Here is a 19,771-nt window from a genome sequence, read left to right as displayed (position 1 = left end):
CTATTTTCATGAATAAAAGGAATTTACTGGCGGGTTGTGCATTGGCAATCAGCATGGTGGCCCAGGCACAGGACGACGCAGCAAAATACGCAGCTACCATTGACCCGGCCGATCTGAAAAAGCATCTCACGATCATTGCCTCAGATAGTCTTGAAGGACGGGACACCGGCTCGCCGGGCCAGAAAAAGGCTGCGGCATATGTATCCGGATTTTATAAGCAATATGGCCTCACTCCCGCTGCTACGGACTCGGCAGGCCAAAAATCATTTCTGCAGAAGTACCAGCTTTACAAAAGAAGCTGGGGCGAGGTTTACGTACGGGCAGGTGAAAGAAAGTACGAGTTCAACAAGGATTTTTACCTCAACGGACTCCTGAGCATTCCCGAGGAGATCAGAACACAGGCTGTATTTGCAGGCTTTGGGATACAGGAAGGCAGCTATAATGACTACGCCAGTGTTGATGTCAAAGGCAAGTCCGTGATCATTTTTGATGGGGAGCCAAAAAATGCCGAAGGCAAATCCATTCTGGGTAATTCGGAAAAAACAAAATGGAGCGGCTCACTCTCGTGGCAACCCAAAATGGCACTGGCACTGGAAAAAGGTGCAGCGTACGTTTTCATCATCACCGAGAAAACCGGCGAGGACCTGGACAAGGAAATTCGTCAGCGTGCTGTTATGACGCGGCGGTTCAGCGCGCCTACCCTGAAACCGGTACAGGAAAGCCCCGACAGACGGGCGGCATTTGTAATTTCTCCGGAAATGGCCGCTGATATCCTGAAAACATCGGTTCAGAAGCTGGAAAAAGACCGGGCTGACATCGGCAAATCGGGCAAGCCTGTTTCCAAAAACATGAAAGGAGAAATTGCCATCAAGGCCGAGCGCGCAAACGAAATCATTCACACCGAAAACGTAGCGGCTTTCATGGAGGGTACCGACAAGAAAGAAGAAGTGCTGGTAATCAGCGCCCACCTGGACCATATTGGCATTTCCCCCAATGGCGAGATCAACAATGGAGCTGACGATGACGGCTCAGGAACGGTGTCGCTGCTCGAAATCGCCGAGGCATTTTCAAAGGCGAAAGCCGATGGCAAAGGACCAAGAAGAAGCATTCTGTTTTTGAATGTAACAGGAGAAGAAAAAGGCCTTTTTGGTTCGGAATACTATTCAGAAAACCCGATCTTCCCTGTAAAAAATACGATTGCCGATCTGAACATTGATATGATCGGGCGAGTGGATGAAGCCCATAAATCGGACCCGAAGTATGTATACTTGATTGGGTCAGACAAGCTTTCATCTACGTTACATACGATCAGCGAAGACGTCAACAAAAAGTACGTCAACTACAAGCTTGATTATACTTTTAACGACCCCAAAGATCCGAACCGCTTCTACTACCGGTCTGACCACTACAACTTTGCCAAAAAAGGAATTCCGGTCATCTTTTATTTTACCGGCGTCCATAAAGACTACCATCGCCCTGGTGACGACGTCGAGAAGATTATGTTTGATAAACAATCCGGGATTGTAAAGCTGGTATTTCATACGGCATGGGAGCTGGTGAACCGGGACGAGCGCATTGTGGTGGATAGTCATAAAGAGTAGAATGGTAAAAGGAGGAAGGAGTATGGAGGCAAGGAGGAGATTTTTATTGTTTTGGATTTTGCTGATGATGCCCTGCTGGCCATTCGCGCAGGTTCCGGCGAAGGATGCTTTGCTCTGGGAAGTAAAAGCACCGGGCACAGCGGAACGGTCATATCTTTTTGGGACCATTCATTTGATCTGTGAAAAAGATTTCGTGCTCAGTGATTCCCTGAAATTCGCTCTGTCAAAATCGGCTAAACTCGCGCTGGAAGTAGATATTGACGATCCCGGTATGATGGGCAAGATGATGAAAACCATGTACATGGCCGGCGGACAGGATTTGAAAAGCCTGGTAGGAGAAGCCGGCTATGCGAAGCTCAGCCGCTTTTTTCGCGACTCTGTGGGTTTGGGCATTGATATGTTTGCCAAAGCAAAACCTTTTGTGATGATGGGGCCGCTCTTTAATGCCATACTTCCCTGCGAGCCCCGGTCCTACGAACTGACCCTCGCCAACCTGGCCGGAGAACAAAAATCGGAGGTGATAGGCCTGGAAACCATTGAAGAACAAATGGCCGTTTTTGACTCAATACCTTATCAGGAACAGGCTACCATGCTGATGTCGCTCATAGATAGCCTCCCCAAAGCACGGAAGGAGTTTGCCACACTGGTAAGCCTCTACAAAGATGCAAAGATCAATGACCTGTACCAGGCAGCGCTGAAAAGTGAATTTGGTATGGAAGGCAATGAAGAGCTAGTCCTCTTTGAGCGCAACCAGAAGTGGATTCCGCGTATCCGGCAGATGATGACGGCAGCACCAACCCTGTTTGCAGTAGGAGCGGCCCATCTCGGGGGTGAGAAAGGGATCATTGCCCTGCTACGCAAAGAAGGCTACACCGTACGTGCCATTCAATAATCTCATTTCCAGCTTTCCTGAATGCGGCTGCCCTCTTCGGTATCGGTAATTTTCAGGAAAGTCTGGATTTCCTGCTGCAATTCTTCCACGTGACTGATAATACCGACAATCCTGTTTTCTTTACGCAGTGATTTGAGCGTGTCAAAAACGGTCTGCAGTGCCAGCTTGTCGAGCGAGCCGAAGCCCTCGTCCAGAAAAAAGAAGTTATGCTGCGACTCATTGCGCACATGGATATGGTCTGCAAGCGCCAGCGCCAGGGACAATGCAGCCTGAAATTTCTGTCCGCCCGAAAGCGTTTTCAGCAGGCGCAGATGTCCGCCATTAAGCAGGTCGCGCACCCAGAAGCTATTGCCCTCACCCAGTTCAAGGTGGAGGCGCTGGTGTGTCATCTGGTGAAAACGATGGTTTGCAGCCTGAATCAAGTTCTTAAGGTAAATGCTTGATGCATAATCCACAAACCCGCTCGACCGGAAAAGCCTTGTCAGCTCGTCCAGATGTTCTTTCCTGAGCTGTAATTTGCCTTTTTCTTCCAGTAAAGACGCCTTTCGAGCCAGGTCTTCGGCCATTTTTTTCAGGAGCCGGTCCAGTCCGCCTTCCTCTTTGCGCAGTGCATTTAATTTTTCTTCAAAATCACGTTTTGACTGAATCAGCGCAATGTGCTGGTCAGCATCATAATCCTGTCCGGCATTTTCCTGAACCAGCCTGTTCAGGTCTCTTTCCGTGGTCTCACAGGCAAACCGGAATGTATCCAGTGCAGTGCGCTCCTCGTCTATCCTGATTGGGTGCTGCAAAATCACTGCAACCTGATCTTCTCCCGCAAACCCATACTTTACAAGCTGAAGATCCATTTGATGCTGTACTTCTTTCAGCTCGTTACGGCTGCCTTCCAGGGCAACTTCCAGGGTGGCCTGACTGCCTGCCAGCATATCCCGCTCCTTTTCCATCACATCCACGAGCTGCCGGGTTTCTTCATAAAGACGTGTTATCTCTCCGTAGCTTTGATGCAGCAGCTGCATTTTCTCCCTGATTTCCGCTTGGGGCTGCGTTGCTATTTCATCCAGGTCGACTTTCTCAAGCTGGGCCGAAAGCAATGCAGTAGTACTGTCCAGCCGCAGGATTTCGTCCCGCAGTACTTGCAAAGGTTTTTCAAACTTTTCAGTTTTTTCGAGTATTTCGGATTCGAGCCGGGCATTCAGCCGGCGTATCTGAGCCTCGGTTTCACGAATCAGCGCCTGGTCACGGGTTACCTGCTGAAAATGCTGCTCAAAGCCGCTGCGATCTGTTTTGTCAAACTTTTGCCAGATAAAACCAAGATCATGCTGCTCGATCCTGAGTCTGGCCTCGGTCCAGCGTTCCTTGATAGATGCCTTTTGTTTTTCAAGGTTCTCAATCTGATTGAAAAGCCGCTCAACTGGCGTCTGCATCTTCCTTGCATGGTCATCGAGCTCATCAAAGCGGGCAAGCTGACTTTCAATGCCGGTGAGCTCTTTAGTCACACTTTCGTCCGTGTGAAGCACAGCCGGGTGATGCTCCGCCCCGCAGAGCGGACAAGGTTCGCCTTCCTGCAGACTGACGGCATATTGCTGCAGCGCCAGCCGGGTACTTGCTTTGACCAGCTCTTGCCTCAGCGCTTTCCTGCGCTCTTCATTTTGGATGGCATAACCCTGCATAGCCGATTGAAAAACCGTCAGAACTGGCTGCTGAGGAAGATTGATGGCTAGCCGCGTGCTGATTTCACTCAATTTTGCGTCCAGTAATGCTTGCTGTGTGCCGATTTCAGCTTGCAGGTCCTCGGCCTCCTTTTTGATGGCCTGACGTGCTTCCACGAGGAGATCAGCCTGTGCAAACCATGACTTTATCGCCGTAATTTCCTGAATGTCGATCAATGCAGCCTTTCTGGTTTCATTGGCACCTTCCTGATCGAGCTTTTGGATCCTGATGGCTTCAATGCCTTTTTCCTTTTCGGCAAGCTGATGTTCACCACTTGCAAGCCGCTGTTTTTTCTGGCTTATCCATGCATTGTTGTCAATGATCTGAATGACTTTTCCAAGTTCGGCAATGGTATCCAGGAGTTCTTCGCGGGTGTCATAGCGTGGTTTCAGCTCCTGAATGACAGCTCTTTCACGGTCCGCACCCACCGTAAGTTCCCTGATCCGGGTTTGCTGGCTGAAATACACCTTTTCATCGCGGAGTACCGCGGCATTCAGGTGTTTTTTCTGATCGAGCAAAGATTTGAAATGCAGGGAGCAAATTTCAAAAAGTCGCAATGCCTCTTCTCTCGCCTGCATACCGGGACGCTGGCCGTCAAGTATATGGAGCTGGTTCCGAAGCAACCTGATCTTTTCATCAGCCGCTTTTTGATCCTGAAAAACTTTCTCCTGCTCAGCCAGCAGCAGCAACGCTGCATTCACCTCCCCGATCTCCGTCCTGATTGCATTCCTGCGGTTTTCTTCGGCTTCTACCATTTCAGGAGTCACTTCGCCCAGGCCTATGAGCTGGCCATCGAGACCGGAAAGAGATAAGTCGTTTTGCTTGGTCAAAGAGCCTACTTTCCGGCTCAGATCATACTTTTCGAGCTGGAAAAGCTCTTTCATCATCCTCGTACGGTCCGAATCTCTCAGTTCGATAAACTCCTGAAAGCGTCCCTGTGGAATAATAATGGTGCGGCGAAAGTTATCATAGCTCAGTCCGATAATGCTTTCCGCATTCACACTTTCTGACAGCGGTACCCAGGTACCCTCTTCGTGCACATAGGCTTTGCGCTCAAAAGTTTTTACATCCCTGAAATTTTTGCTGTTTCTTCTTCCCCGCACCGTAAACCGGTAATGCTCCGCATCCTTGCCTGCAATGCATTCAAAATCAATGAGCAGCTCGTCGGAGCGCAGGTTCATCATGTTGTAAGTACGATCATCCCCCGACTTGTTGAGCCGCTCGGTATCGCCGTACAATGCAAAGGTAATTGCTTCGAGAATGGAAGATTTACCACTGCCTACCGCGCCAAAAATCCCGAACAGGGAGGCATCAGTCAGTGCATCAAAGTGGATTTCCTGCTCGGTCTGGTAGGAATAGAGACCTTTTATTTTGAGGTACTTGGGGATCATGGGAGGGGGCTTTCGGCAGTCGGCTATCGGCAGTCGGCCTTTATGGGTTTGTATAATGCTTTTTTTGGGTAAATGTGGAATATAGTTGCAGTATTAAGTCAGCATCGTCGGAACCGGCAAAAAAGCCGGCAGACCGCTACTAACTCACTGCCGACTGCTATCCCAGCAGATCTTCCAAAAACTCCCGGCTGTTGCTCAGCCTCGGGACTTTGTTCTGGCCACCGAGCTTGTGGCGTTTTCCCATCCATGCATAGAAAGTCCCTGCGGGAACGTAATGCATAAGTGGCGGCAGCAGCGCCAGGTCTTTGTAGCGTTTGGCGTCGTAGTCGGAGTTTACCTCGCGCAGTGCTTCGTCGAGGATGGAGGTAAATGCATCGTAATTGTCAGGTTCTCTCGAAAATTCGACAATCCACTCGTGTCTGCCGCGCGTGCCATCGCCCATGTACACGGGTCCGGCGGTATAGTTGGCGACGACTGCACCGGTTTTTTGCGAAGCTACTTTGATACCATAATCCGCATTTTCCACGATCAGCTCCTCACCGAATGCATTGATAAAATGTTTGGTTCGTCCGCTTACCTTCAACCGGAAAGGGTATTTGGAGGTAAACCGTACCGTATCACCGATGAGGTAGCGCCACAAGCCCGCATTGGTCGAGATGACGAGTGCATAGCTTTTTCCAACCTCCACCTCGTCCAGCAGCAGTGCCCGGGGGTGCGGCTGACCAACTTCTTCCATCGGAATAAACTCATAAAAGATGCCATAATCGAGCATCAGGAGCATTTCCCCTACCCTGCTTACATCATCCTGTATCGCAAAAAATCCTTCCGACGCACTGTACGTTTCCAGGTACAGCACCTGGTCGGAGGGGAAGTACTTGGTCATAAATAACTCCCTGTACGGCTCAAACGACACAGCTCCATGCACAAATACCTCAAAGTCAGGCCATACTTCCAGCATATTTTTCGCCCCGGAACGCTCCATAATCTGATCCAGCAGCACGATGGTCCAGGTAGGAACACCCAGGATGCTGGTCACATTTTCCTGCGAACAAATGGACGCCATTTTGTCCAGCTTACTTTCCCAATGATCCATGAGTGCGACATCCAGCGGCGGTGTCCGCATAAATTCCGCCCAGGAGGGAAGATTCTGCATGATTACTGCGGACACATCGCCGATCTGCGTGTAATCATCAAAGGGATTGGCATGCAGCGTACCTCCGATCGACAACCCTTTGCCGTCAAAAACGCGGGTATCGGGCCGGTTATGGATCAGGAGCGTCATCATGTCCTTACCCCCTTCGTAGTGACATTCCTCCAATGCTTCGGGTGATACCGGGAGGAATTTGCTGCGGGCATTGGTAGTTCCCGACGACTTCGAAAACCATTCAATGGAGGAAGGCCAGAGCACATTGGGCTCGCCTTTGAGTACACGCTCGATATAAGGGTACAGGTCCTCGTAAGAGGATACGGGAACCTGGTTCTGAAAGTCTTTAATGGTTTTAATCTGTCCGTAATTGTACCTGCTGCCCCACTCCGTATACCGCGCAGTTTCGATCAGCTCGGAAAAAATGCGTTGCTGAGTTTCAACGGGGTACTTCATAAACTGTTCAATCCTTTCGAAGCGCCGCTTCAAAAACCAGACAGTCATATCATTGACCAGCTTCATGAATTCAGACTATTAAAATTTGTAATATGCAATCTGTAAAAATAGCAAAAATGGTGAGAGAACAGTTGGAAGCTGTTTCACCCACCATCTTATAAATGCGCGGACTACTGTTTTTTACCGGTCAAAAAACATATTGCTTCCGCCGGCCTTTTTCTCGATTGTCGACTCAATTTCTTCGCCCTTTTCAGACAAAATCCGTGTGTGATGCGCCATGCGGGTCACATGCGTACCCGTAATCTCGAAAAGTGCTTCGCCAAGCAGCGGGTCTTTGGGGCTGCCGTATGGATAAAGGATAATACCTTCGCCTATCGTGGTATTGGGAACAAAGCCCGTCGCATAGTCTGATTGCTTCAGGCTGTTCAGCGACTTGGATACGATCGGCTGCATACCCCACTTTATCTTGCCGTCAGAATCGGTAATGGTCACCGACCCGACGTTTTTGCCAACCGTTTTTTCACCTATAATTGTCACATCCATAAAGGGCTTCAGTCCGTTGATCAGCAGCTCGCTGGCCGAGGCTGTGCGGGATGAAGTGAGTACAATCAGCTTTTGAAGGCTGCTGCTGATGTTCTGACTTTTGGAAACAAACTTGTCGTAAAAGTAGGAGTCACCGTATTTTTTACGATTGGTCTCAGTCACCTGCGGGTTGTACTCTTTGTAATAAAAAACATCATTGGTAGTCCCTTTTGTGATGAGGCTGGCCAGGTTTATAGCCGAACTTACGTAGCCGCCGGGATTATAGCGCAGGTCCAATACCAGTGCATTTACCTGGGCTGCCTTGAATTTTGCAAAAATATCATCCAGCTTCTGGTCATACTCCTTGCCGGATGATCCATTGGGTGACGGAATAAACTGGTGATATACCACGTACCCAATTTTGTGAGCGTCGTAGGTATAGGTAGTATCAAAAAAGACAGGGTTTTCCTGCAAAACAACCGGTGCAACCTTCCTTTTTACCGTTGTCTCTTTCAGCACGTCGTCCACATCGAATTTGGAGATCGTGTAGGAAAGTGCGCCGCCTGCATTGAGCAGCTGGCGGTAATTGTCGCCTGTCAGCTTTGTACCGCCCACACTGCTGAAAATATCACCCCGCCGGAATCCCGCGTCAGATGCAGACGAGCCGGGAGCAACATACAATACCACCCCAATCACATTGGTGGAGCCGCTGGGATAGTAAAACAGCTTGTATTGCATTCCGGTTGTTTTGGTTTCACCGCTGAGTGAGGCTTTTAGCTCGTCGGCGCTCTCCTGGATCCACGAAAACCGGTCGCCATCGGGCCGCGTACCGGCATCGTAGCGATACAGCAGCGATTCAAAAAAGTCTTCGGGCGATTGCGTCAGGTCCGGATTGGCTGTGATATGGTCGTTCCAGTAATACCAGTACTTCATCTGGTCATAAATCCACTGGTTGGTCTCCGTGCTTGTGGCCGGCTCTACGTTCTTTTCCTTGCAGGCTGCACAAAGCAATGCAAGCAGGAAAAATGGAAGTAAAATTTTATTTCTCATCGACTTGCGTTTGTTTCCAGAAACACTTCCTCAATAATATCACAGGCCTGGTTCATCTGCTGTTCATTGATAACCAGAGGAGGTGCAAAGCGGATCTTGTTGCCGTGGGTAGGCTTGCAGAGCAACCCTTTTTCCATCATTTTGTAACAAAGATCCATTGCTGTGGTACTTTCCTCGGTATCATTGATAACGATAGCATTCAACAGGCCTTTTCCTCTAACGACCTCTATCAGAGAACATTGTTTTTGAAGATCAGAAATCCTCTGCCTGAACAACGCTCCCATCGCCTCTGCATTTCCAGCCAGGTTTTCACGCTGTACTACTTCCAGTGCGGCAATGGTCACGGCACAGGCCAGGGGGTTGCCGCCATAGGTAGAGCCGTGCTCTCCGGGCGCGATTGTGAGCATAACTTCGTTGTCCGCGAATGCAGCAGACACAGGCATCGTACCGCCCGAGAGGGCTTTTCCCAAAACCAGGATATCAGGTTTCACACCTTCCCAGTCACATGCCAGCCGCATGCCCGTGCGGCCAATGCCGGTCTGGACCTCATCGGCTATAAAAAGCACATTGTATTGGCTGCAAAGTTCGCGCACGCCCCTCAGGTAGCCCGCCCTCGGTACTACCACCCCGGCCTCGCCCTGGATAGGTTCCACCATGAAGCCGGCAATATCAGGATCATTTTTGAGCAGATTTTCCAATGCATCCAGGTTGTCGTAGGGAATGATTTCGTAGCCCGGCAGAAACGGACCGTAATCATCGGTACTGGACGGATCCGTGGAAGAAGAAATGGCTGCCAGCGTCCGGCCCCAGAAATTACCTGCGGCGTACACGGTTTTGGCTTTACCCGGCGCAATGCCTTTGACTTTGTATGCCCATTTGCGGGTCAGCTTCAATGCGGTCTCACCGCCTTCCACGCCCGAATTCATCATAAGTACCTTATCGTAGCCGAAATATTCGCACAGCATTTTTTCACATTCACCCAGCCGGTCATTGTAAAATGCACGGGAAGTGAGGGTGAGCTTTTGCGCCTGGCTGATCATGGCATTGACGATATGCGGATGACAATGCCCCTGGCTCACCGCACTGTATGCCGAAAGAAAATCCAGATATTGCTTGCCCTCCACATCCCAGACATACACACCCGCACCGCGTTCCAGCACTACGGGCATCGGTTTGTAATTATGTGCACCGTAGCGGTATTCGAGGTCGATCGCCTGTGCAGCTGCGCTGGTGAGCGTGTCGGAGAAGGTTGTCATGAGATAGTCAGGTTATACAGGATTTTCACTTCGTGTTTATGTAAAAATAGCGAAAAGAACTAGCTTTGCCCCATAATCTCAAAGGGGTGCCCTACCTGACGGGCTGAGATCATACCCATAAACCTGATCCGGGTAATGCCGGCGTAGGGAGAGAAGCCGGTTTTCAGGCTGTTTCTTGTTTTTATTTTTTGTATCCAAGATAGGTGGCCCCTGCCTGTTGTAACAACTTTATCGCAATGCGAACCGTTACTACCTATCTGCTGACATTCATTTTCAGCATTCTTTCCTTGTCCACTTTCGCCCAGCGCATGCTGAAAGGCCGCATTACCGATGCGGAAGACGGCAAGCCGCTGCCTGGCGCCACCATCAAAGCCGGCGATATCCGCGGCACACAATCCGATCAGCAGGGGAATTTTACATTAAGGAATATTCCTGACGCGATCCATGCGGTGGAGGTTTCTTACGTCGGCTTTCAGACTGCGGCTGTCACCCTTTCCGAAAATGATTTTCTGGATGTAAAACTGGTACGCAGTACTTATCAGGCCGACGAAGTAGTCATTAATGCGACGCGCGTCACGGACAAAAGTGCGATGGCTTATACCAATGTAAGCGCCGCCGCAATCGACAAGCAGAACCTTGGTCAGGATTTGCCGGTATTGCTCAACTTTACACCTTCACTCGTCAGTACCAGCGATGCCGGGGCGGGCGTGGGTTACTCGGGCATCCGCATCCGGGGCTCGGATGCAACGCGCATTAACGTTACCGTCAATGGAATCCCGTATAATGATGCCGAAAGCCAGGGTGTTTTCTGGGTCAACATGCCGGACTTTGCATCTTCCGTGAGCAGCATTCAGATTCAGCGCGGGGTAGGTACCTCCACCAATGGTGCAGGATCGTTCGGAGCAACGGTCAACATCAATACCAATGCATTGCGCAAGGAAGCATATGCCGAGCTCAACAACGCATACGGCTCTTTTAACACATTCAAAAATACGCTGAAAGTAGGCTCAGGATTGATCCGGGACAAGTTTACCTTCGATGCCAGGCTATCGCGCGTTTCGTCTGACGGCTTCGTGGACCGGGCTTCGTCGGAGCTGCATTCCTACTATTTGTCGGGCGGTTATTTTGGTAAAAAAAGCTTTGTGCGTGTCAATGTGTTTTCAGGAAAAGAGCGCACCTACCAGTCGTGGAATGGGGTGCCCGAGGCTAAGCTCCGGGGTGACAGGGAGGGTATCCTGAGCTACATTGACCGGAACGGACTGGATGAAGAAGATGCCCGGAACCTGCTTAATTCGGGAAACAGGACCTATAATTCATACACCTACAAAAACGAGGTCGATAATTACAGGCAGGATCATTACCAGCTCGTGTCGTCTCATAACCTTAGTCAGCAATGGACTTTTAACCTCAACGGATTTCTGGTCCGGGGACTGGGTTACTATGAACAATACCGCAAGGACGACGCCTATGCAAACTACAACCTGCCCGATGTAATCACCGGCACTGATACGCTCACCAGTACCGATCTGGTCCGCAGGCGCTGGCTCGACAACTACTTTTATGGAACTACCTTTTCATTTGATTATAATAGTTTTAAAAAGCTGACGGCAAGCATTGGCGGTGGCTGGAACAAGTACGACGGCGATCATTACGGACAGATTACCTGGGCACGCAATGCCGGGAACACCGAAAATGAGCACCGGTACTATTACAGTCAGGGGATCAAAAAGGACTTTAACATTTATGGAAAGCTGTACTACCAGTTTACAGATAAGCTGAATGCATTTGCAGACCTGCAATTCAGGACAGTAAGTCACGCCATTCACGGTACGGATAATGTTCAGATACAGCTGGCGGTGGATCAGTCGTATAATTTTGTCAATCCGAAAGCCGGGATTAATTACCAGCTGGCCGATCAGAGCTCGGTCTATGCATCGTACAGCGTCGGCAACCGGGAGCCGAACCGGGATGACTTTACAGCAGCCACAGCATTACTTTTTCCCAAAAAGGAAAATCTGCAGAACGTGGAGGCCGGCTTCCGGACGCAGCAGGGAAAATGGGCTTTTTCTGCGAATTACTACCTGATGCGCTACAAAAACCAGCTTGTACTCACCGGCCAGATCAATGATGTCGGCAACTCCATCCGGGTGAATGTCCCGAAAAGTTACCGGACCGGCATTGAACTTGAAGGAGCCGTAGCGCTGGGCACTTATCTGAAATGGAATGTCAATGCGACTTTCAGCAGCAATAAAATCGACAACTTTACGGAGTATGTCGTCAACTATGACACAGGCGGCTATAACACAATCAGTCACGGCAAATCCGATATCTCCTTTTCACCCAATGCGATTGCGGGCAGCCAGCTCATTTATTCCCTCCGGAAAAACCTGGAAATTGCTTTGCTGACCAAGTATGTCAGTAAACAATACCTGGACAATACCACAACCGAAACGCGGAAACTGGATGCTTACGTAACCAATGATGTGCGTCTTTCGTGGACGATCAAACCGGCCTGGGCAAATGAAATTGGCTTTAATCTGCTGGTTAATAATATTTTTAACGAGCAATATGAATCCAACGGATATACCTACGGCTACCTGGCCGGCGGTGCCCTGACACAGGAAAACTTCTACTTTCCGCAGGCAGGCACCAACTTTCTGGTTGGGGTGAATTTTAGGTTTTGAGTTTATCTTCCTGTTACCTTTGCCGCATGGATTTGAAAAATGACCTTTTACTCCGTGCGGCACGGGGGGAAAATACAGAACGCACACCGGTTTGGATGATGCGGCAGGCAGGACGGATTCTGGCGGAGTACCGCGCAGTGCGCGAGAAAGCCGGAAGCTTTATCGCACTCGCTACTACCCCTGAGCTGGCTGCCGAAGTGACTATCCAGCCGGTAGACCTGCTGGGTGTCGATGCAGCGATCATCTTTTCAGATATTCTTGTCGTACCGGAGGCGATGGGACTGCCCTATGAGATGGTGGAGCAGCGCGGACCTGTTTTCCCTGCTACCGTGCATACTTCGGCCGACCTGCAGAAACTTCATGTTGCAGAACCTGAAACAGACCTGAAATATGTACTTGATGCCATTAAAATCACCAAGCAGGCACTTGCCGGCCGTGTGCCTCTGATTGGTTTTGCGGGTGCTCCTTTCACCATCTTCTGCTACATGACGGAAGGAAAGGGTTCCAAGACCTTCTCAGTTGCCAAGAAGCATTTGTATGCTGATCCGGAATTCTCACATTCCCTGCTGCAGCAGATTACCGACAGTACCATTGCATACCTGAAAGCGCAGATCGCTGCCGGGGCCGACCTGGTACAGGTTTTCGATTCGTGGGCCGGTATCCTGTCGCCGGAACAATACCAGGTTTTTTCCCTTCCCTACATTAAACAGATTTGCGACGCCATCACGGAAGTACCGGTCACGGTGTTTGCCAAAGGTGCATTTTTCGCACGAAAGGAAATTGGCGAGCTCAGCTGCTCGGTGGTAGGGCTCGACTGGAACATGGATGTGAGGGAGTCGCGCGAGCTTATTCCCGGTAAAACGCTGCAGGGCAACCTGGATCCCTGTGTACTGTACGCATCCTACGATCAGATCAGGCTGGAAGTAAAGAAAATGCTGGAACAGTTTGGTACCCAAAGGTATATTGCCAACCTCGGCCACGGGGTTTATCCGGATACCGATCCCAATAAGGTCCGCTGCTTTATCGATGCTGTAAAAGAATTTTCCAGCTAGTGTGATGGAAAGTCTGAAAACCAGGTGCGTGTTCCTCGACCGTGATGGGGTACTCAATGAAGACTGTCCCGATTACCTCTACACGCTGGATCGTCTTGTCATTCCCGAAGGTGTGCCTGATGCACTTCGTGCGCTGAAAGATGCAGGGTATCTTTTGATTGTTATTACCAACCAGGCCGGTATTGCCAAAGGATTATACACGGCTGATAATGTATATGCAATCCACGAAGCTTTACAGCAGGCTTCGGGCCATGTGCTGGACGATCTTTATTTTTCGCCCTGCCATCCTGCTTACTCGGGCCGGTCGCTTTCGCGTAAGCCCGGCAGTCTGATGCTGGAAAAAGCAATAGCCAGGTATAACATTGATCCCGCTCAGTCGTGGATGATCGGCGACCGGGACAGGGATATGGAAGCGGGCCGGAATGCAGGTGTAAAAACCATTCACATTATAGCCGGCACGGAAGAATCAACGGGAGATTTTGCAGCCGGAAGTCTCCGGGAAGCTGCAAACATTATTTTAAAAACTAATTAAGCTTTTTCAGCAGCAACCGGCATAGCTTTCTGGACAGATCCGTAGGCCGGGCAGGCATGTTTGGTGCAGGAAGAAGCGGCGATGGTTCCGCAGACAGCAAGGAGGAGCAGTAGTTTTTTCATTTTCCTGATCGTATAGTTTTCTGTATAAGGCAAAAGTTCTTTGAACGATGTTATTTTCAATAACGAACCCGCTCAAAGAACTTTATACCCGGTATTAAATTTTTGTTTCCGCCAATTCAGGTTCTACTTCCACAGGCTGGCTTTCGTGTTCGTTTTTCACTTCAGGTGAAGTGTACGACTCATCCTTAAAGCCCAGGATACGCAGCATGGAATCACTTTTTTGTTCCTGCGCAAACACCCGCGTTGTGATTTTACCATCCTCATCCCGGTCTACCAGCACATGCTTGGGTGCAGGAATCAGGCAATGCTGAATGCCGCCATATCCACCCAGTGATTCCTGATAGGCGCCTGTATGGAAAAATCCTATGTACTGCTTTTCTGAATCCTCTTCAAAAATGGGCATGTACAAGTCGGCGCTGTGCATTTCACTGTTATAAAAGTCCTGGGAATCGCAGGTCAGCCCGCCCAGGTTTACTTTCTGGTACGGATTATCCCAGTTGTTGATCGGCAGCATGATGTACTTCTGGTTCATGCCCCAGGAGTCGGGCAGCTGGGTGATAAAAGATCCGTTGATCATATACCAGAGCTCTTTATCGTTTTGCAGCTTTTTATCGATAATCTCGTAAATAACCGCTCCGCTCTCTCCTACAGTATAGCTACCGAACTCTGTAAAAATGTGCGGTACAGGCACATTGTTCTTATTACAGATCCACTGAATGTTTTCAATGATTTCATCGATCATCTGCTGGTAATCGTAGCCGCTCTGCAGGGAGGTCTGGATAGGCAGCCCGCCGCCGATATCGATAGAGTCAAGTTCCGGACAAATTTTCTTCATCTCGCAGTACTTGAACATAAACCGGGTGAGCTCACTCCAGTAGTATGCGCTGTCCTTGATACCGGTATTGATAAAGAAATGCAGCATTTTGAGCTTGAACCGCGGATTGGTCTCTATTTTCTCTTTATAAAGCTGCTGTACATCATTATAGCGGATTCCAAGACGGGAGGTATAAAAAGCAAAATTCGGCTCCTCATCCGTAGCGATGCGCATACCAAAGTACACGGTATCCGCAGTAACCTGCTGCTCGTACGACTCAATTTCTTTCAGGTTGTCCAGGATTGGCACTACATTAAAGCCCTCGTTGATTAGCTCGCTGAGGTACTGGGTATAACGCGGCAGCTTGTAACCATTGGCAAGGATGTAGGTCGACTTGGTAACCTTTCCGCGGCGGTACAACTCCCGGATAATGGGAATATCAAAAGCCGAGGAAGTTTCAAGGTGAATATTATGCTTCAGAGCCTCTTCCAGCACGAAGCTGAAATGGGAGGACTTGGTACAGTAGCAATACGTGTACGTCCCTTTATAATTATGGCGCTTGAACGCATTCCGGAAAAACATATTGGCATTTTCAATATGCTCCCCGATCTTGGGCAGGTAATTGATTTTTAACGGCGTACCATGTTCCTTGATGATATCCATCAGAGGTACATTGTTGAACAGCAGCTCGTTGTTATCAACGTTAAACTCCATCGTGGGAAATTCGAACGTCTGCTGAATCAGGTCAATGTAGCTTTTCATTGATTTGTTTGTCGCGATGGCAATTAATGAATTGTGAGTTAATAATAGGAACGAAACGACCCGAAATTTGGCCAGAATTCATGTGATTTCCAAACACCGGAATTCAGCAAATCATTCCCCTGCAAAAGCAATTTATCAGGCTAATAACGAAGTTCATACCGGGTTTCATCCATTTGGTATTTCTTAGGTTGACCCCGACCAGCCTGCCTGCCTACTTTTGAACAGGCAGGTCAGCAAAAAACAGACCTGAGGTTACAAGAGAGTAGCCCGGGAAGCCTTGCAGCACTACCGGATCTGTCTGGAATACAATGCTTAATCCAAAGGATGATTTTCCCAGATCATGAAAGGCAGCAATATTTAACAATAAGATAATGTCAGCAGGGGAAATATACCGGTTTCGTAACCCGCTTCACCGGTATCTTGTATCTAGACTTACGTCCTGCTTGTAAGGATCAGAACAGTCAGACTTTTTTGATCTCAGAAAACTTTGAAACTTTCCGGAGTTTTCTTGGTTTTTGTGATCGGAAAATTACAAATTTGCCGGTGTGAAAGAGCGTATTATACAATCGGCCTATAAGCTATTCTGGCGCTACGGCATCAAGAGCGTAACCATGGACGATATTGCCAGGGAACTTGGAATTTCAAAGCGTACCATTTACCAGCATTATGCAGACAAGGAAGCGATTCTGGAGTTGGTTATCAGGCAGGTACTGGCCGACGAGCAATGTGAGATAGAGCGGATCGACGAGCAGGGACCCAATCCGGTGGAGCAGATGATTTTTACAACTGAACAAATGCAGCAAACGCTCACCCATATGAACCCGACTTTCCTGTATGACCTGAAAAAGTACTATCCGGATGCCTGGGGACTTTTTGATTCCTATAAGCATGAGGTCATACTCCGGCACATCCGCGACAACCTGGACCGCGGCATTGCATTAGGGCTCTACCATGCCGACATTGACACCGAAATACTCTCGCTCCTGCGCGTCGAACAGGTGATGATGGCCTTTGACCATACGATTTTCACCAACAAAAAGCATAATGTCATGTACATCCAATTGGAGCTGCTGACCCACTTTTTGCGGGGTATACTGTCGGAAAAAGGTTTGCAGCATTACAATTCTATCAAAGGCAAATCAGCAATCGAATATAACACCCATGAAAAATGAAACCTTTATGCGCCGCAGCTTCGCCCTGTTCGCGATCATACTCAGCTTTGGTCACGCGAAAGCCCAGGACAACAGCTTTTCACTGTCACAGGCAGTGGATTATGCCATCAAAAACAACCTGAATGTAAAAAACACGCAGCTGGATGCACTTTCCGCCGAAGCCCGGATTGGTGAAATACGTGCTGCCGGGCTGCCACAGGTGACTGCCAATTTCAATATCACTGACAATGTGATCATCCAGCGCTTCTTCCTGCCGGCCAACTTCGCGGATCCCAATGCGTCCGCTGATGCACCTCCGGTAGCCGTGAAGTTTGGGGTAAGGTACCAGGGTACAGCCGCGGCCACACTGCAGCAGCTGATCTTCAATGGATCTTATTTCATTGGTTTAAAAGCAGCAGCTACCTACCGCGAGCTTGCTCAGAAAAGCATTACCCAATCCAAAGTATCCGTGGCAGAAGCTGTGACCAAGGCGTATTATTCGGCCCAGGTGGCCGAAGAACGCGCAAAGCTGCTGGATCTGAACATCAGCCGTGTAGACACGCTCATGCTGGAAACGAAAGTCATGAATGAAAGCGGGTTTGTAGAATTGCTGGATGTAAACAGGCTCGAAGTACAACTCAACAACCTGCGTACCGAGCGGCAGAAAGTGCAGAACCTGATTGAGATCAGCTACGCACTTTTGAAATTTCAGATGGGCATGCCGGCAACGCAATCTGTGCGGCTGACGGACGATATCAATGCGGTAGACATCGACGCATTGCGTGCCAGTACCTCCAACCTGGCAGCCAGCTATGAAAACCGGGTAGAATTTGCATTGCTGCAAACACAGGAAAAACTTGCCGGCCTGGATATCAGAAATGTGCGTGCGGGCTACCTGCCCAGTTTGTCGCTGTCGTTCGGATACGGCCACAACAATGGTCAGGACAGCTTTACCAGCTTATTTTCGACCAAATGGTTTAACAATGCATTACTCAGCCTGAACCTTACTGTGCCGATCTTCGATGGTTTCAGCAAACGTTACCAGCTCGACCAGAAAAAGCTTGCGCTGGATAAAGTAAAAAATAACCAGACGCTTTTACAGCAGTCCATCGACCTGGAAACCAGTCAGGCCAGCATTAACATCAAGAATGCATTTGCCACCCTGGAAACCCAGAAACGCAACCTTGACCTGGCGCAGGAAATTGTACGTGTTTCCAAAATCAAGTACAAGGAAGGCGTAGGATCCAACATTGAGGTGATTAATGCGGAATCGTCCCTGAAAGAAGCCCAGACCAACTATTTCACAGCCCTTTATGACCTGATACTGGCCAAAGTAGACCTGAGCAGGGCAAGAGGCGAACTTTATGTTGAAAAATGAACAGAATATTAACACCGAAACAAAATCTGAAACTGCTACCTGATTATACCATGAAAAAGCATATCCTGATAATTACCATAATGGCCGCGCTGCTGTACTCCTGCGGTGACGCAAAAAAGGAAGGCCTGGAAGGTAAAAAGGAAGAACTCGCCAAGCTGAAAGCCGAGCGCAGTGAAACCGAAAAGAAGATCAAGACGCTGGAAACCGAGATCGCCAAACTGGATCCGAAAAAGGCCGGTGAAAGCAAGGTGAAGGCGGTATCTGTTGATACCCTGGGCGCGGAGACATTCCGGCATTATGTAGAGCTGCAAGGTACTGTCGATGCCAAAAACAACGTACTGGTCACGCCCAAAACAGGGGGCGTGATTACGGCCATGTACGTCAAGGAAGGTGATAATGTACGTGCAGGCACCGTAATCGGCAAGATCGACAACAGTATTCTGAGTGAGTCCATAGAAGAACTGAAAACACAGCTTTCGCTTGCAAATACGCTTTTTGAAAAGCAGCAGCACCTATGGGAGCAGAAAATCGGTACCGAGCTGCAATACCTTCAGGCCAAAAACAACAAGGAAGCACTGGAAAGAAAGCTTTCTACGCTGAATACCCAGCTGTCGCAAGGCAACATCGTCTCGCCCATGGCCGGCGTGGTGGACCAGGTTAATGTGAAGGTAGGAGAAACAGCGTCACCAGGTGTGGGCGTAGTGCGGGTTGTGAACCTGAGCAACCTGAAAGTATCGGCCAAAGTATCGGATACGTATGCGGCCAGCGTCAAAAAAGGCGATGAGGTGATTGTACAGTTTCCTGACCTGAAAAAGGAGTTTAAAGCCCGCGTTACATTTGTGAGCACCGCCGTGGACCCGCTTTCGCGTACGTTTACCATTGAAGCCAACCTGCCTTCCGACCGCGCCATCAAGCCCAACATGATGGCAGCCGTACAGATCAATGATGCCACTAGCAAAAATGCACTGGCCATCGACCAGAACTTTGTTCAGAGTACGGAACAAGGCAATGTAGTGTACGTAGCTGTGACCGAAGGCAATAAAAAAGTGGCGAAGGCCCGGGAAGTACAGACTGGTTTGAGCTACAAGGGCAAAGTGGAAATCCTGAAAGGACTCAGTGCCGGCGACCAGCTGATTACCATGGGTTACCAGGATGTTTCGGACGGCCAGCCGATCAGCTACTAAACATGAAGAGTGACGACCGCTCAGGTCAGTTGTAGTCAGTGAGTCAGAAATTGTCCGTCATTCGGTCATT

General features: G+C 49.3%; 14 protein-coding genes and 1 riboswitch. Of the genes, 8 read left to right on the top strand and 6 right to left on the bottom strand.

The features are described 5' to 3' along the window. Positions 1-8 precede the first annotated feature (8 nt). A complete protein-coding gene (locus tag HWI92_RS20965) occupies positions 9-1,601 on the top strand; it encodes a M28 family peptidase (protein ID WP_204658918.1) in 1,593 nt (530 codons plus the stop codon). 64 nt (positions 1,602-1,665) lie between these two features. After that, on the top strand, positions 1,666-2,493 hold the full coding sequence (locus HWI92_RS20960; protein ID WP_204658916.1) for a TraB/GumN family protein: 828 nt from the start codon (positions 1,666-1,668) through the stop codon (positions 2,491-2,493). A gap of 2 nt (positions 2,494-2,495) precedes the next feature. On the opposite strand, the gene HWI92_RS20955 is transcribed toward HWI92_RS20960, so the two are convergent. From HWI92_RS20955 to rocD, 4 genes are all read right to left on the bottom strand, one after another. After that, the gene (locus tag HWI92_RS20955) at positions 2,496-5,594 is read right to left on the bottom strand and encodes an AAA family ATPase (protein WP_204658914.1); all 3,099 of its coding nucleotides are present in this window, start codon (positions 5,592-5,594) and stop codon (positions 2,496-2,498) included. 157 nt (positions 5,595-5,751) lie between these two features. Continuing rightward, on the bottom strand, positions 5,752-7,260 hold the full coding sequence (locus HWI92_RS20950; protein WP_204658912.1) for a GH3 auxin-responsive promoter family protein: 1,509 nt from the start codon (positions 7,258-7,260) through the stop codon (positions 5,752-5,754). Between the two features lie 114 nt (positions 7,261-7,374). Then, positions 7,375-8,766 (bottom strand): S41 family peptidase, encoded by a 1,392-nt coding sequence (locus tag HWI92_RS20945; RefSeq protein WP_204658910.1) that lies wholly within the window; start codon positions 8,764-8,766, stop codon positions 7,375-7,377. After that, on the bottom strand, positions 8,763-10,022 hold the full coding sequence (gene rocD / locus HWI92_RS20940; RefSeq protein WP_204658908.1) for an ornithine--oxo-acid transaminase: 1,260 nt from the start codon (positions 10,020-10,022) through the stop codon (positions 8,763-8,765). Before rocD ends, HWI92_RS20945 begins: the two co-directional genes overlap by 4 nt. Before the next feature lie 72 nt (positions 10,023-10,094). Beyond that, positions 10,095-10,189: riboswitch (TPP riboswitch) on the top strand. 69 nt (positions 10,190-10,258) lie between these two features. Between rocD and HWI92_RS20935 the strand changes: the two genes are divergently transcribed. From HWI92_RS20935 to HWI92_RS20925, 3 genes are read left to right on the top strand one after another with little or no spacing between them, the layout of a single operon-like run. After that, complete coding sequence (locus HWI92_RS20935; protein WP_204658906.1) at positions 10,259-12,706, top strand: TonB-dependent receptor; 2,448 nt, start codon at positions 10,259-10,261, stop codon at positions 12,704-12,706. A 26-nt stretch (positions 12,707-12,732) separates the two neighbouring features. After that, positions 12,733-13,758 (top strand): uroporphyrinogen decarboxylase, encoded by a 1,026-nt coding sequence (gene hemE / locus HWI92_RS20930; protein ID WP_204658904.1) that lies wholly within the window; start codon positions 12,733-12,735, stop codon positions 13,756-13,758. A gap of 4 nt (positions 13,759-13,762) precedes the next feature. After that, positions 13,763-14,290, top strand: a complete 528-nt coding sequence (locus HWI92_RS20925; protein ID WP_204658902.1) for a D-glycero-alpha-D-manno-heptose-1,7-bisphosphate 7-phosphatase — start codon at positions 13,763-13,765, stop codon at positions 14,288-14,290. Here the strand turns inward: HWI92_RS20925 and HWI92_RS25465 are convergent. Together HWI92_RS25465 and HWI92_RS20920 are read right to left on the bottom strand one after the other, a co-directional pair. Continuing rightward, positions 14,287-14,412, bottom strand: coding sequence for a hypothetical protein (locus HWI92_RS25465; protein ID WP_262897677.1), 126 nt, complete (start codon positions 14,410-14,412; stop codon positions 14,287-14,289). The two genes, HWI92_RS20925 and HWI92_RS25465, sit on opposite strands and share 4 nt — an antisense overlap. 94 nt (positions 14,413-14,506) lie before the next feature. Beyond that, positions 14,507-15,988: a type III PLP-dependent enzyme domain-containing protein gene (locus HWI92_RS20920; RefSeq protein WP_204658900.1), complete on the bottom strand. Its 1,482-nt coding sequence runs from the start codon at positions 15,986-15,988 to the stop codon at positions 14,507-14,509. Positions 15,989-16,533: 545 nt separating this feature from the next. On the opposite strand from HWI92_RS20920, the gene HWI92_RS20915 reads away from it, so the two are divergent. Genes HWI92_RS20915 through HWI92_RS20905 form a run of 3 tightly spaced genes read left to right on the top strand, consistent with a single transcriptional unit; the run spans position 16,534 to position 19,701 of the window. Next, the gene (locus HWI92_RS20915) at positions 16,534-17,160 is read left to right on the top strand and encodes a TetR/AcrR family transcriptional regulator (RefSeq protein WP_229248409.1); all 627 of its coding nucleotides are present in this window, start codon (positions 16,534-16,536) and stop codon (positions 17,158-17,160) included. Continuing rightward, positions 17,150-18,517, top strand: a complete 1,368-nt coding sequence (locus HWI92_RS20910) for a TolC family protein (RefSeq protein WP_229248407.1) — start codon at positions 17,150-17,152, stop codon at positions 18,515-18,517. Before HWI92_RS20915 ends, HWI92_RS20910 begins: the two co-directional genes overlap by 11 nt. A gap of 50 nt (positions 18,518-18,567) precedes the next feature. Then, the gene (locus tag HWI92_RS20905) at positions 18,568-19,701 is read left to right on the top strand and encodes an efflux RND transporter periplasmic adaptor subunit (protein ID WP_204664742.1); all 1,134 of its coding nucleotides are present in this window, start codon (positions 18,568-18,570) and stop codon (positions 19,699-19,701) included. Positions 19,702-19,771 lie beyond the last annotated feature (70 nt).

It is taken from the genome of Dyadobacter sandarakinus (assembly GCF_016894445.1).
Lineage (GTDB): Bacteria > Bacteroidota > Bacteroidia > Cytophagales > Spirosomataceae > Dyadobacter > Dyadobacter sandarakinus.
This window is presented reverse-complemented; position numbering and strand designations above follow the sequence as displayed.